Source organism: Pseudomonas silesiensis, from assembly GCF_001661075.1.
GTDB classification, from domain to species: Bacteria; Pseudomonadota; Gammaproteobacteria; order Pseudomonadales; family Pseudomonadaceae; genus Aquipseudomonas; species Aquipseudomonas silesiensis.
On sequence record NZ_CP014870.1, the window covers coordinates 2191379 to 2203760 of the forward strand.

At 61.8% G+C, this 12382-nt stretch carries 10 protein-coding genes; 4 read left to right on the forward strand and 6 right to left on the reverse strand.

The genetic code is table 11. The features are described from left to right. Positions 1–10: 10 nt before the first annotated feature. The 3 genes from proW to dddP all read left to right on the forward strand — a co-directional run bounded on the left by proW (position 11) and on the right by dddP (position 3578). Positions 11–964, forward strand: a complete 954-nt coding sequence (gene proW / locus PMA3_RS10025; RefSeq protein ID WP_064676989.1) for a glycine betaine/L-proline ABC transporter permease ProW — start codon at positions 11–13, stop codon at positions 962–964. Positions 965–1020: 56 nt separating this feature from the next. Continuing rightward, the gene (gene proX / locus PMA3_RS10030; RefSeq protein WP_064676990.1) at positions 1021–2049 is read left to right on the forward strand and encodes a glycine betaine/L-proline ABC transporter substrate-binding protein ProX; all 1029 of its coding nucleotides are present in this window, start codon (positions 1021–1023) and stop codon (positions 2047–2049) included. 188 nt (positions 2050–2237) lie between these two features. Beyond that, positions 2238–3578, forward strand: coding sequence for a dimethylsulfonioproprionate lyase DddP (gene dddP, locus PMA3_RS10035; protein WP_064676991.1), 1341 nt, complete (start codon positions 2238–2240; stop codon positions 3576–3578). Positions 3579–3867: 289 nt separating this feature from the next. On the opposite strand, the gene PMA3_RS10040 is transcribed toward dddP, so the two are convergent. The 4 genes from PMA3_RS10040 to PMA3_RS10055 all read right to left on the reverse strand — a co-directional run bounded on the left by PMA3_RS10040 (position 3868) and on the right by PMA3_RS10055 (position 8857). Next, complete coding sequence (locus PMA3_RS10040) at positions 3868–4995, reverse strand: FAD-binding oxidoreductase (RefSeq protein WP_064676992.1); 1128 nt, start codon at positions 4993–4995, stop codon at positions 3868–3870. Between the two features lie 5 nt (positions 4996–5000). Next, positions 5001–6257, reverse strand: coding sequence for an aromatic ring-hydroxylating oxygenase subunit alpha (locus PMA3_RS10045; protein WP_064676993.1), 1257 nt, complete (start codon positions 6255–6257; stop codon positions 5001–5003). Positions 6258–6360: 103 nt separating this feature from the next. Beyond that, complete coding sequence (locus PMA3_RS10050; protein ID WP_064676994.1) at positions 6361–7326, reverse strand: LysR substrate-binding domain-containing protein; 966 nt, start codon at positions 7324–7326, stop codon at positions 6361–6363. A gap of 79 nt (positions 7327–7405) precedes the next feature. Further along, positions 7406–8857 carry an aldehyde dehydrogenase family protein gene (locus PMA3_RS10055; RefSeq protein WP_064676995.1) on the reverse strand — a complete coding sequence of 484 codons (1452 nt, stop codon included), beginning with the start codon at positions 8855–8857 and terminating at the stop codon, positions 7406–7408. Positions 8858–9074: 217 nt separating this feature from the next. Between PMA3_RS10055 and PMA3_RS10060 the strand changes: the two genes are divergently transcribed. Further along, positions 9075–10100: a GlxA family transcriptional regulator gene (locus PMA3_RS10060; protein WP_064676996.1), complete on the forward strand. Its 1026-nt coding sequence runs from the start codon at positions 9075–9077 to the stop codon at positions 10098–10100. Here PMA3_RS10060 and PMA3_RS10065 read toward each other — a convergent pair. Together PMA3_RS10065 and PMA3_RS10070 are read right to left on the reverse strand one after the other, a co-directional pair. Continuing rightward, positions 10097–10879, reverse strand: a complete 783-nt coding sequence (locus PMA3_RS10065; protein WP_064676997.1) for an NAD(P)-binding domain-containing protein — start codon at positions 10877–10879, stop codon at positions 10097–10099. The two genes, PMA3_RS10060 and PMA3_RS10065, sit on opposite strands and share 4 nt — an antisense overlap. A gap of 10 nt (positions 10880–10889) precedes the next feature. After that, a complete protein-coding gene (locus PMA3_RS10070; protein WP_064676998.1) occupies positions 10890–12209 on the reverse strand; it encodes an NAD(P)/FAD-dependent oxidoreductase in 1320 nt (439 codons plus the stop codon). Between the last annotated feature and the right edge of the window lie 173 nt (positions 12210–12382).

A 12382-nucleotide genomic window follows, 5' to 3' on the forward strand; every position in this document is an offset into this window, starting at 1 on the left:
GTAAGCCACGATGTCTGATTTCAGTTTTCTCGATCCCTTCCAGTCCGCCACGATCCCCTTGGGCACCTGGGTGGAAAGTGTCTTGAACTACATGGTGCACAATTTCCGTGATGTATTCCGTGCCATCCGCTGGCCGATTGACCAGGTGCTCAATGGCATCGAATTCGCCTTGCAGAGCATTCCGCCGAGCATTGGCATCCTGCTGTCATCGCTGCTCGGCTGGCAGCTCGCGGGTAAGCGCATGGCGCTGCTGTGCTTCGTGACGCTGACGCTGCTTGGGCTGATCGGTGTCTGGTCGGAATCCATGACCACCCTGGCGTTGGTGCTCACCTCGGTATTTTTCTGCGCACTGATCGGGATCCCGCTGGGCATCGTCTGCGCCCGCAGCGACAGCCTGGAGAGGATCATCCGGCCACTGCTGGACGCCATGCAGACGTTGCCGGCATTCGTTTACCTGGTGCCGGTGGTGATGCTGTTCGGCATTGGCAATGTGCCGGGCGTGTTGGTGACCATTGTCTTCGCCCTGCCACCGCTGGTGCGCTTGACCAACCTGGGCATCCGCCAGGTGCCTGAGGACAAGATCGAAGCGGCCCGGGCCTTCGGTTGCACGCCGCGGCAAATGCTCACCCGTGTGCAGTTGCCGCTGGCCAGCTCGACCATCATGGCCGGCCTCAACCAGACCCTGATGCTGTCTCTGTCGATGGTGGTGATCGCGTCGATGATCTCCGTTGGCGGCCTGGGCCAGATGGTCCTGCGCGGTATCGGCCGGCTAGACATGGGACTCGCCACCGTTGGCGGTGTCGGCCTGGTGCTGTTGGCGATCTTTCTCGATCGCCTGACCCAGGCCATGGGCGCCAGGACAAACGCCGACCCGAGCCGGCGCTGGTTCAACACCGGTCCGGTGGGCGCGCTGCTGCGCCTGGTCGGGGCCGGGCAACCGAAAGTGCAGCGCGAGACCGCCTGAAATTTTCCGTTCTATCTGCCGCAATCCAGACAACAACCAGAAAAAGGTACGCGAAGATGCACGAGTCCACATTCACCCGTCGTTTCCTGCAATGCGCCTCGGCGCTCGCGCTGAGCGTGGTCTGTCTCGGCGCCAGCGCTTCGGCGGACAAACCGGGGGAGGGCGTGAAGATCACGCCGGCGTTCCCTTCTGTCGATGAGGAGCGGTTCCGTGGCGAGATCGCCCTGGCCGGTTTGCGCGAGCTGGGCTACAAGGTGCAGCCACCGAAGGAGACGGAATACGCCACGATGGTGCTGGCGGTCGGTTTCGGCGATGCCGACTTCACCGTCAACTTCTGGGACAAGCTGCACGCCAGCTTCTTCCAGAAGGCCGGTGGCGACGAGAACATGGTCAAGGCTGGCGACATTATGCCGGGCGTGCTGCAGGGCTACGTGATCGACAAGAAAACGGCCGATCAATACCACATCAAGTACATCACCGACCTGAAGAAGCCGGAGATCGCCAAACTGTTCGACACCGATGGTGACGGCAAGGCCGACATGACCGGCTGCAATCCGGGCTGGGGCTGTGAGCTGGTGATCGAACATCAGATGAAGGCCTACGACCTGGGGAAATCGATTCATGTGAACCAGGGCTCGTACTTCGCCTTGATGGCCGACACCATCACCCGCTTCAAGGAAGGCAAGCCGGTGTTCTATTACACCTGGGCGCCGCAATGGGTCGCGGGTGTACTGGTCGACGGACGTGACGTGGTTTGGCTGGAGGTGCCCAAGACCGACCTGCCGGGCGGCGACAACACGGTCAACACGACGTACCAGGGCAAGAATCTGGGTTTTGCAGTGGACAAGGTCCAGGCGCTGATCAACCGCAAATTTGCCGAGAAGAACCCGGCGGCGGTGAAGTACCTGTCGCTGGTGCAGATTCCTGCGGCGGATGAGAGTGCGCAGAACCTGAAGATGCAGCAAGGCGAGAAATCCCTGGCGGATATCCAGCGGCATGCGCGGGAGTGGATCGCTGCACATCAGGAACAGTTCGATGGCTGGATCAAGGCTTCGCGGGCGACGGCTACCCAGGCCAGTAACTGAACCACAACCCTTGTGACAGCACTGTTTGACAGGGAATCTCCCGTCCCTGCGGGAGAGGTGTTGCCAGTGTAAAGGCGGTCGCGTGGGTGCGACCACCGGCCTCATCGCTGGCTGCGCCGGCTCCTGCTGAATCACCGGCAGGAGCCTGTCCCGGACAAATCCAATAAAATCAGGATGACCGGACCGCCATGATGACCTCTTCATTCTCCATCCCCGCCGACACCCGGCGCATTGACCCTGCCCGACGCCGAGCCTTCAAGGCCGACGGTTCGGTGGACGACAACGATCGCACCGAAATCGGTCCGACCCCATTGGCCTTCGCCGAATGGGCCCGATCGGGGCTCGAAGCCCCCCATTTGGCGACGATGCGCGAATACCGTTTGCAGCGCCTCAAAGACCAATTGGTCGCCCGTGACCTCGCAGGCATCCTGCTATTCGACCCATTGAACATCCGCTATGCCACCGACACCACCAACATGCAGTTGTGGACCACGCACAACCCGGCACGCGCCTGTTTTGTCGCGGCCAGCGGACATGTGGTGCTGTGGGACTTCCATGGCTGCAACCACCTTTCCGCGCATCTGCCCCTGGTCAGCGAACTGCGCAGCGGCGCCTCGTTCTTCTACTTTGAAACCGGCGACCGCACAGAGCAGCACGCCCAAGGCTTCGCTGCACAGATCGACGATCTGTTGCGAACCCATGGTGGCAGCAACCGCAGGCTGGCCGTGGACCGCATTGAAGTCGCCGGACTGCGCGCGCTCGACGCCTTGGGCGTGCAGGTCCATAGCGGCCAGGAAGTCACCGAGTTCGCCCGAGTGATCAAGGGCCCGGACGAGATCAAGGCCATGCGTTGCGCCGTGGCTTCCTGCGAGGGGTCGATCGCCGAAATGCGCCAGGCCATGCGGGCCGGTGCTACCGAAAACGATGTCTGGGCCGCGCTGCATAGTGGCAATATCCGCCGCGGCGGCGAGTGGATCGAAACGCGCATCCTGAGTTCCGGCCCGCGAACCAATCCCTGGTATCAAGAGTCCGGCCCGCGGGTACTCAGCGACGGCGACCTGTTGTCGTTCGACACTGACCTGATCGGCGTTTACGGCATGTGCGTGGACATGTCGCGCAGCTGGATCTGCGGCGGGCTGGAGCCAAGCGCCGAACAGAAGCGCCTGTACCGCATCGCCCGCGAACACATCAGTTTCAACACCGACCTGGTCCGTCCCGGCATGGGCTTCACCGAGCTCACCGCCCTCGGCCATCGGCTACCGCCATCCTGCCGCGAACAGCGCTATGGCGTGATGTTCCACGGCGTCGGGCTGTGCGACGAGTATCCGTGCATCCGCTACCCGGAAGATGTCGGCTCGTACGGCTACGAGGGCGTGCTGCAACCGGGCATGGCGCTGTGCGTCGAGGCTTATATCGGCGAAGTGGGCGGTCGCGACGGGATCAAGCTGGAGAACCAGTTGCTGGTGACCGAGAACGGTTGCGAGGTGCTGACGCGCTATCCGTTCGAGAGCAGTTTCCTGCAGGACTGAGCACGTATTTGCCGCGGCTGGCCGCGTTGAGGCGCGGTCGCTTCGACTGCGATCGGTCTGCCGCAATGGGTGATGCCCTGTAGGAGCGAGCTCGCTCGCGATGGTCGTTAACGATAACGCGTGTTTGCTGGTTAAACGCGGCGCTTGTAGGAGCAAGCTTGCTCGCGATGGTCGTTAACGAAAACGCGCGTTTACTGGTTAAACGCGGCGCTCTTGAGCCCATCGTCGGAACGCCGCCCGGAGCAAGCTCGCTCCTACATGATTGGCATTGGCGCCCGAAGGCGCCTTTTCAGAGATCGATCACCAGATCTGAAGTCGGGCGACTGCAGCACAGTAAACGCAGGCCCTTGTCTATTTCGCGCTGGCGGATACCGCCGTTGTGTTTCATCTCCACACTGCCTTCGAGCACCGCGGTCTTGCAGGTGCCGCATACACCCTGGCTGCAGGAAGAGGGGACCACGGCACCCGCTTTTTTCGCTGCAGACAAAACGGTCTGGTCGGCGGTCATGGTGAACTCCTTGCCCGACCGGGCCAGGCGCACGGTGAACGTATCCTGGGCCTTTCCGGGTTCGGAGGACGGAACCGGCTCGACGACGACCTCGGCAGAGATGTCGAAGCTTTCCTGGTGGTAGCGCGCCAGGTCGAAACCGGCACTACCTAGCAATCCCTTGGTCGCATCCATGTAGCCTTTCGGGCCGCAGGTAAATACCGCGCGTTCCAGGAAGTCGGGGATGCGCTGCTGCAGTTCATCGATCGACAAGCGCCCGATCGGGCCGTCCCAGTCCGGCTCGTCACCCAGGCCTTCACAGAAGAACAGGGTGCGCAGGCGCGGCATGGAACGCTCGAGTCGGGTCAGCTCTTCGCGAAAGATGATGTCTTTCGGCGTGCGTGCGCTGTGCACGAAGACGATGTCCAGGTCCGCATGCAGGTCGGCAGCGGCGCGGGTCATCGCCATCAGCGGGGTGATCCCGGAGCCGGCCGACAGGTACAGCAACTTGCGCGCCGGGCCTGCCACCGGGGTGAAGACACCCGCCGGGCCCGAGGCGGCCATTGCATCGCCGGCCTTGAGATTGTCGTGCAACCAGTTGGAAACAGCGCCGCCCGGTACTCGCTTGACCGTGATCGAGAAGGTGAACGGGCGGGTCGGGGTCGATGACAGCGTGTAGCAGCGCGAGATGCTCTGGCCGTCAATGACCGGTGATACGGTCAGGAACTGGCCCGGTTCGTAGGCCAGGGCAGGGTAATCGGGTGAGTGGAAAACGAACGTCTTCACGTCGTGGGTCTCGGCCACGACGCTCAGGCATTCGATGCGTTTGCTGTCGCCGCTGGCCCACTGGGCGCCGTGGGCGGCCCAGTGATCGGTGTCGACGAAGCGCTGGTCAGCGCGCAGGCTGGCGATGTTCTCGAACAGGCTCATCACTGTTAAACACCATGTGCAGCGAGGCGTGCATCGTACCAGCGGACAAACTGGTCAACGTACGGCTCGGTGAAGTCGGAATAGGGGCCCGGAATATAAGCAGGATCCTGGGTACCGCTGTGGGTGATGGCGACCAGGTTGGCATCCTGTCGGGTGGTGGCGACCCAGACTTCGGTCAGGCGCTGCAGGTCATAGTCGACACCCTCCACGGCATCCTGGTGCACCAGCCACTTGGTGCGCACAAGGGTGCGATCCGGCGCCAGCGGGATGATCCAACTGATCATCGCGTGGTCGCTCATGACGTGGGTCCAGCCGTTATTGCCCCACAGATGCGTGTCGCCGAGGTCGCGACGGGTCAGGTTGCCCAGCAGCCTGGTGCAGGCGACCTTGGTGTCGAGGGTCTGGGATTCGCCGCTGCCGGCGATGATCATGCGCTGGGTGCGGAACTGGGTGGCGGCGTTTTCTTCAAGGTGTTCCACCGTGGCATAGAGATGGCCCTCACTTTCCCAGTTGGCTTCGATCCCGGCTTTGCGGATCTGATAAGCATCATAGGAAGCGCGCGCCTCTTCGCTCATTTCTTCGTAACTTACGCCGAGGTCTTCGGACTGGTAGGAGACGATCAACTCCGGGTGAGTCGCCGCGCAGTGATAGCACTCGCGGTTGTTTTCCATCACCAGCTTCCAGTTTCCGTTCTCGATATAATCAAGTTCGTAGGCAATGCGGGTCTTGGTCAGCTCATAGGGTGCGAAACGCGCGCCCATGACTTCTTCCTGAATGGCAATATCTTGCGGTGCCTCCTCGCTCAAGCATACAAACACATGAGTCCCGATAACCTTGCAGTGCACCGGAATCAGGCTGCGGCATTTCGGATCGAAGTCCTTGCCCATATGCGCTGCATGCTTGAGGCTGCCATCCAGGTCGTAAGTCCACTGGTGATAGGGGCAAACCAGCATGCCGACCGTTGATTTGCCCGGCTCTTTGAGACGAGCGCCGCGGTGGCGGCAAACGTTGCGGTAGGCGCGAACCTGCTCATCGTCATCGCGCAGCACCAGGATCGACGACTTGCCGATATCGGTGGTGAAAACATCGCCCGGCTCAGGGATGTCAGCGGTCACTGCAACCAGGATCCAATGTTTAGTGAAAAATATATCGACGTCAGTTTCGAATATATCCTGCCGACTGAAAACTTCGCCTGAAAGACCACAGCCAAGTTCCCGGGAAGTTATGACTTCACGGTGAGTTTTAATAGGCGCAATGTTCATTTGTATCCCTCAGGCACTTTTATTTTAAGTATTACCAAAACGTGTGCAGGGATTATCTGAGGGGGCTAAAAACCCGTCAATGCGCCTATTTTTACCGTTCGCATTACATTAAGTTATGGCTTGCCGTTGATAATGACGACAGGGGGGCGCGGTCCTGTAACCAGCGTATGACTGCCCAGGCTTCGACCGTTGCGCTGCGTCCGTCGGGGATAATGGCGTAATAGGCATCTGTTGGCCGAATAAAGAAAGGTTCGAGTCGAACCAGTTCGCCTGTGGCCAGCAGGTGTTCAACGACACGTCCCCATCCAAGGCCGATGCCGTGACCATGCAATGCGGCGTGTACGACATCGGAATGCTGGTTGCCGCGCAGGATGTAATTCAACTTCTGTGTGCTCAGCCCCAGTTCCTTGAACCAGCCTTGCCAGGTCATCCAGCCTTCCGACGTCGAGTCGGAGTCCAGCAGACCCGCGCTGGCCAGCTCCTCCAAAGTGGTTGGAACGGGATTCTTCGCCAGCCAACCGGGGGAGCAGACGGGGAAGATTTCTTCCTCGTACAGCCGGATGACCTCGCCGTCTTCCCAGTGCCCATTGCCATAGCGCACATAAAGATCGGACTCCTGCGTGCGCAGGTCGCCGGTGAACATCTGCGTTGCCAGGCGTAGCTGGATGTCGGGTAGCGCATCGCGCAGACGGGCCAGCCGAGGCATGATCTGAAACTGCGAGAACGAGGCGGTGACGCCGAGCTTGATTTCGTGCCGGCCGGCTCCCTGGTTGATCTGATCGAAGACGGTGGCGATTTTTTGCAAGGATTCGGAAATGATCGCGAACAGCGCCTGCCCTTCGTTGGTCAGGTCGATGCTGCGGTGCAGGCGGTGGAACAGTTGCGCGCCGACGTTTTCTTCGAGCACCTTGATCTGCTTGCTGACGGCGGCCTGGGTTACGCCAAGTTCCATGGCGGCCTGGGTGAAGCTTTCAAGGCGGGCGACGGATTCGAACTGGAGGAGGGCGGTCATGGAGGGGATGATCCGCCTGTAACCCTTGTGTTTGCTGCCGGCTTCTTGAGTTTTCATTGTTGTTTTACTCGGTCTTGAGGCAACACCATCGGGGGGCGAGCGCTGTTAGCGGCACGCAGGCCCCGCAACAGGATCATCAAGCCAGCTGATAAGTCGTCTTGACCCGGGTGAAGAACTGCCGGGCGTGCGTGCCTTGCTCACGCGACCCAAGGCTCGATGCACCATTGCCGCCAAACGGTACGTGGTAGTCGACCCCGGCGGTCGGCAGGTTGACCATGACCATCCCCGCCGAACTGTGGTGCTTGAAGTGCTCGGCATGACGCAGCGAGGTGGTGACGATACCGGCGGACAACCCGAACTCGGTGTCCTCGGCAGCCGCGTAGGCAGCCTCGTAATCGCGCACCTTGAGCACACACAACACTGGCCCGAAAATCTCTTCACGGTAAATCCGCATGTCCGGGCGGACGTCGGTAAACAGCGCGGGTGTGAACAAATGCGCGCCCGCCGCGTTTTCGATGCGCTCGCCACCGCACACCAGCGTCGCACCTTGCTCCACGCCGCTGGCCACATACGACAGGTTCTGTTCCAGCTGTCGCGCATCCACCACCGGGCCGATATCGGTCGAAGCCTGCATGGCATCCCCAACCTTCAGCGCGCGGGTACGCTGCGCCAGCCGCGCAACGAAAGCGTCATGGATGCCCTCGGTGACGATCACCCGCGAACTGGCGGTGCAGCGCTGGCCGGTGCTGTAGAACGACCCATTGAGCGCCACTTCGACCGCCTGTTCCAGGTCGGCATCGTCGAGGACGATCAGCGGGTTCTTGCCGCCCATCTCCAGTTGCACCTTCTTCATGCCCTCCGCCGCGAGTCGGGCAATCTGCCGACCGGTGTGCTCGGAACCCGTGAAGCTGATGCCATCGATCTGTGGCGAGCGAATGAGGGTATCGCCGACGCTGCGGCCCGGACCGATCAGCAGGTTGAAAACCCCGGCCGGCAGGCCGGCGCGGGCGATAATTTCGGTCAGCGCCCAGGCCGAGGAAGGAACCAGCTCCGCCGGCTTGAACACCACGCAGTTGCCGAAGCACAGCGCCGGGGCGATCTTCCAGGCAGGAATGGCCATCGGAAAGTTCCACGGCGCGATGATGCCGATCACGCCCAGGGGTTGGGTGATGACGTCGATGCCCACATCCTGGCGCACCGACTGGTATTTCTCGCCCGAGGCCCGCAGCGCCTCCTGGGCGTAGAACTTGAACGAGCGAGCGGCGCGGTCCACTTCGCCGAGTGCCTCGCGCACCACCTTGCCTTCCTCACGGGCGAGCAGGGCGGCCAGCTCTTCGCGGCGGGCGAGGATTTCGCTGCCGATGAAATCCAGCGCGTCGGCACGCTGTTGCGGATTGCTCCGTGCCCATTGCGGCTGCGCGCGGCGGGCAGCCGCGATGGCCCGTTCGGTGAGGGCCTGGTCGGCACGCACAAACCGCTCGATCACTTCCTCCGGGTTGGAAGGATTGCGGTTTTCCAGCAGGTCGCTGGCGCTGTCCAGGGAAATGAAGGCGCCATCGACGTAGCTGCTCTTGGTGACGGGGTTCATGCGGTACGCATCCTTTTATGATCGGGTGTGTCGGCATGATGCTCAGCGCACCCCGGTGCACGCTATTACGGGCATGACAATTGATAGGACGCTGAAGTCGGTCAGCGCCTGGCTTGTCCGGAATATAGGATTTAGCGGTCTTTGTATGATATTACGGACGCATCTCCCCCCTTATACTGAGCGTGCCGAACATTCCCGGCTGCGTTGGAGAGCGACCATGAACACCCAGCCCGCTGAGGTTAAACCGGACTTGCGCGTCGGTTTCGTGCTGATGAACCAGTTCACGCTGGTGCCGGTCGCGGGTCTGGTCGACTCCCTGCGTTTTGCCGCCGACAAGTCGTTCCGCAGTCACCAGGTGTACTGTCAGTGGGACTGGATGACCTGCAATGATCAGCCGGTCATTGCCAGTTGCGGCATGCCGATTTCACCCACCCGGCCATTGAATCTGTTTGCCCGGTACGACTACATCGTGATCGCCGGAGGCTTGCTCGGCGAAACGCGTAATCCGCCGGCCTGGCTGCTCGACGCGTTGCGCGATGTGCATGCGGCCAACATCCCGATAATCGCCCTGTGCTCGGCGTCCTTCGTGCTCGGCAAGGCCGGGCTGCTCGACGGCCGGCGCTGTGCCGTGCATTTCACTATCCGCGAGGAGTTCCAGACGCTGTTCCCTCAAGCCCACTCGGTGATCGACAAGAGTTACGTGGAGGACCGCGGCATCATCACCTGTCCCGGAGGCACGGCCATTGACCTGGCCGCCAGCTTGATCCGGCGTCATTGCGGTGAGGTGCGGGCGCAGAAAGGCCTGGAATACCTGTTGGTGGAAGAGCGGGCCGAAGATGAACAGCAGACCAACCGGGTCTACCAGAACGATCGGGTGGAGCGTGCCATTGCCTTCATGCGTGACAACCTGGACGTCTCGCTGTCGCTCAAGGCGGTGGCGGATGCGGTCGGTACGCACCCACGCCAATTGCACCGCGAGTTCGTCGCCAATACCCAGGAGCCACCCGCCAACTATTGGCGCAAGCTGCGCCTGGACCATGCCCGGCGACTGCTGGTCAACACCAGCCAAAACGTCACCACCATCGCCTTGGCCAGCGGGTTCTCCGATGCTTCACATTTCATCCTGTGGTTCCGCAAGCAGTACGGCGAAACCCCCTACAGCTTCCGCAAGCACCGGCATGAAGTGGAACGCTTCAACACTGACCGCCTCAGCGAGCGGGTCGGAATGGACCCTGAACTCTAATTCGAGGGTGGCGGCGGGCGATTCAGCAGGGCATCGAACACCACTTCGCACGCCGCGCCCCAAGTGGCGCTTCCTGGCTGATGATTGAGCACATCCAGGCCGGCCGCCGTGTACGTACCCGGCGTGGCAATCGCCTGACCCAGGGCTTTGAGACTGCGATCCGGATGGGCACGTGCGCTGGCCAGGCAATCCTCGAGGTTACCCAGGACTAACGTGCGGGCCTGCTCGACGGGCAGGCCCTTGTCCACCAGCCATTGCTGCAGGTCGTCAAACAGGAAATAGAACCAGCCATTCATGCAGGCTGCCACGGTGGCCAGTTCGAACGCCGGTTCGTCGTCCATGACCACCATTGAGCCCAGCGGGCCGAGGCAGATCCGGGCCGTTTCATCGGGCGGGTAGATGACGACGGTCGATTGGTTGAACTGGGCGGTGTATGACAGCATCACCCGTACGCACACGGCACCGGGAAAGGTGGCCTGGAGCGTCTGCAGGTCCAGCCCGGCGATCAACGACAGCAGATGCTGGCCGGGTTTGGGCGTGATCTCGGCGGCCAACTGCGCAACGCTGTCGGGCCGTACCCCGAGCAGCAGCATGGCGGCATTGTCCACCACTGCCTGATTGCTCGACATGACCTCGCAGTTGCACGCCTGCGCCAGCGCCCGGGCGCGTTCGGCGTTGCGGGGAGACAGCAGGATCGCTCCGTCGAAGCCACTGCGGCGTAGCCCCCGCACGACTTTCTCGGTGAGTTCACCAACACCCAATATGCCCAGACTTTGCATGATGTCTCCTTCAGGCTTCCAGGCCGGCGCGGCGCTGGCCCCAGTTAAGGTTCAGATTAACTCCCAGGCTCAACAGCGGCTCCGGCGGATTGCGGTTGGGGCCGGGCGAGGCGAGCAGGAAGTCGGTCAGTTCGTCCTTTTCGCCCGCCAGCCAGTTGGCCAGCAAGGTGCCGGTGGCGGTGCCGCGGGTGATGCCCAGTCCGTTGCAGCACAGCGCCCCGTGGACCCTCGGCGCCAGGCTGCCGAAGTAGGACGAGTGATTGCGCGACAGGCACATCGAACCGCCCCAAGTGTAGTCGAATGGCATGTCCGGGAGCATCGGGAAGCGTCGGTCGAACGAGGTACGGTGTTGGCGAGCGGCGCGCTCCAGGTATCGCTGTTGAGCCTGCCCGCTGGCGTTGAAACTGAAACTGTTACGCACCAGCAGACGCTGGTCTGGTGTGCGCCGCAGGGTGCTGCCGAAAGGGTCGGCAGGGATGATGCCCCAGGTCTCTTTGCCACCCAGACGCGCCTGTTCTTCTACAGACAACGGTCGGGTCATGCTGGCGTACGTGAAGATCGGCAGCAGGCGGCCGGGCAAGAAGCCGAAATGCGAAGCGAAGGCGTTATTGCACAGCAGCAACTCGTGGGCAATAAATTCGCCGTTGGCGTGACGCAGGGTGATCTTGTCGCCCTGTTCCAGGTGGGTGATGACGGTGTTTTCGTACAGGCTGACGTTGGCCGGCAGGTTGTTGGCGAGGCCCATGGCCAGCGCCGCCGGTTGCAACAGCAGGGTGCCCGGGGTGTAGAGCGCCTGGCGATAGAACGAAGTGCCAAGGTGTTCCGGCAAGTCGCGGGCCTCGATCATCTCGTAGGCCTGGCCGAGTTTGTCCAGGCCGCTGCGATAGGCCTGCAGCACCGCCAGGCCCTTTTCTTCGACGGCGGCCTGGTATTTGCCGTCCGCGCGGATCTGGCAGTCGATACCGTATTGCTCGACCAGTGTGCGGATCATCGATTGCGCGAAATGATTGAGCTTGAGGTTCATCCGCGCCGTGGCCGGGTCGCCGATGTAGTCATGGGCGCCGATGTCGTGGGGCAGGTCAATGGCGAAGCCGGAATTACGTCCCGAGGCACCGAAGCCCACCTGTTGCCCCTCGATCACCACGATCTCGTCCTGGGGGAATTTCAGTGCCAGCTGGCGTGCGGCGGCGAGGCCCGTGAAGCCTGCGCCTAGAACGACCCAGCGCGCCTCGGTACGACCGCTGTGGCCAGGGCGAACGTCACGCGGCGGGCTGAGGTGAAACCAGCCGCAGCCATTGTCGTCGGCTGGGGTGGAAGTATTTCTGTACATGGAAGCCAGTCCCTTCTTTTTTTGCACTATCGCACTGGCAGAAGGGTGGGCCCTATAACGATCGGGACAACTCATGGGAGGTTTGGCTGTTGCGTGTTCCAACAGCGCCGGGTTTCGATTTTGGCTTCCAGATCCGAGCACCCTATGGAAGCTCCTTCATGACAAACAGAGCT

Coding starts and splice junctions, on each gene's coding strand:
- PMA3_RS10070 (WP_064676998.1), bottom strand. CDS start 12,209: ATGTACAGAAATACTTCCACCCCAGCCGACGACAATGGCTGCGGCTGG.
- PMA3_RS10040 (WP_064676992.1), bottom strand. CDS start 4,995: ATGAGCCTGTTCGAGAACATCGCCAGCCTGCGCGCTGACCAGCGCTTC.
- proX (WP_064676990.1), top strand. CDS start 1,021: ATGCACGAGTCCACATTCACCCGTCGTTTCCTGCAATGCGCCTCGGCG.
- PMA3_RS10045 (WP_064676993.1), bottom strand. CDS start 6,257: ATGAACATTGCGCCTATTAAAACTCACCGTGAAGTCATAACTTCCCGG.
- PMA3_RS10060 (WP_064676996.1), top strand. CDS start 9,075: ATGAACACCCAGCCCGCTGAGGTTAAACCGGACTTGCGCGTCGGTTTC.
- PMA3_RS10065 (WP_064676997.1), bottom strand. CDS start 10,879: ATGCAAAGTCTGGGCATATTGGGTGTTGGTGAACTCACCGAGAAAGTC.
- proW (WP_064676989.1), top strand. CDS start 11: ATGTCTGATTTCAGTTTTCTCGATCCCTTCCAGTCCGCCACGATCCCC.
- dddP (WP_064676991.1), top strand. CDS start 2,238: ATGATGACCTCTTCATTCTCCATCCCCGCCGACACCCGGCGCATTGAC.
- PMA3_RS10055 (WP_064676995.1), bottom strand. CDS start 8,857: ATGAACCCCGTCACCAAGAGCAGCTACGTCGATGGCGCCTTCATTTCC.
- PMA3_RS10050 (WP_064676994.1), bottom strand. CDS start 7,326: ATGAAAACTCAAGAAGCCGGCAGCAAACACAAGGGTTACAGGCGGATC.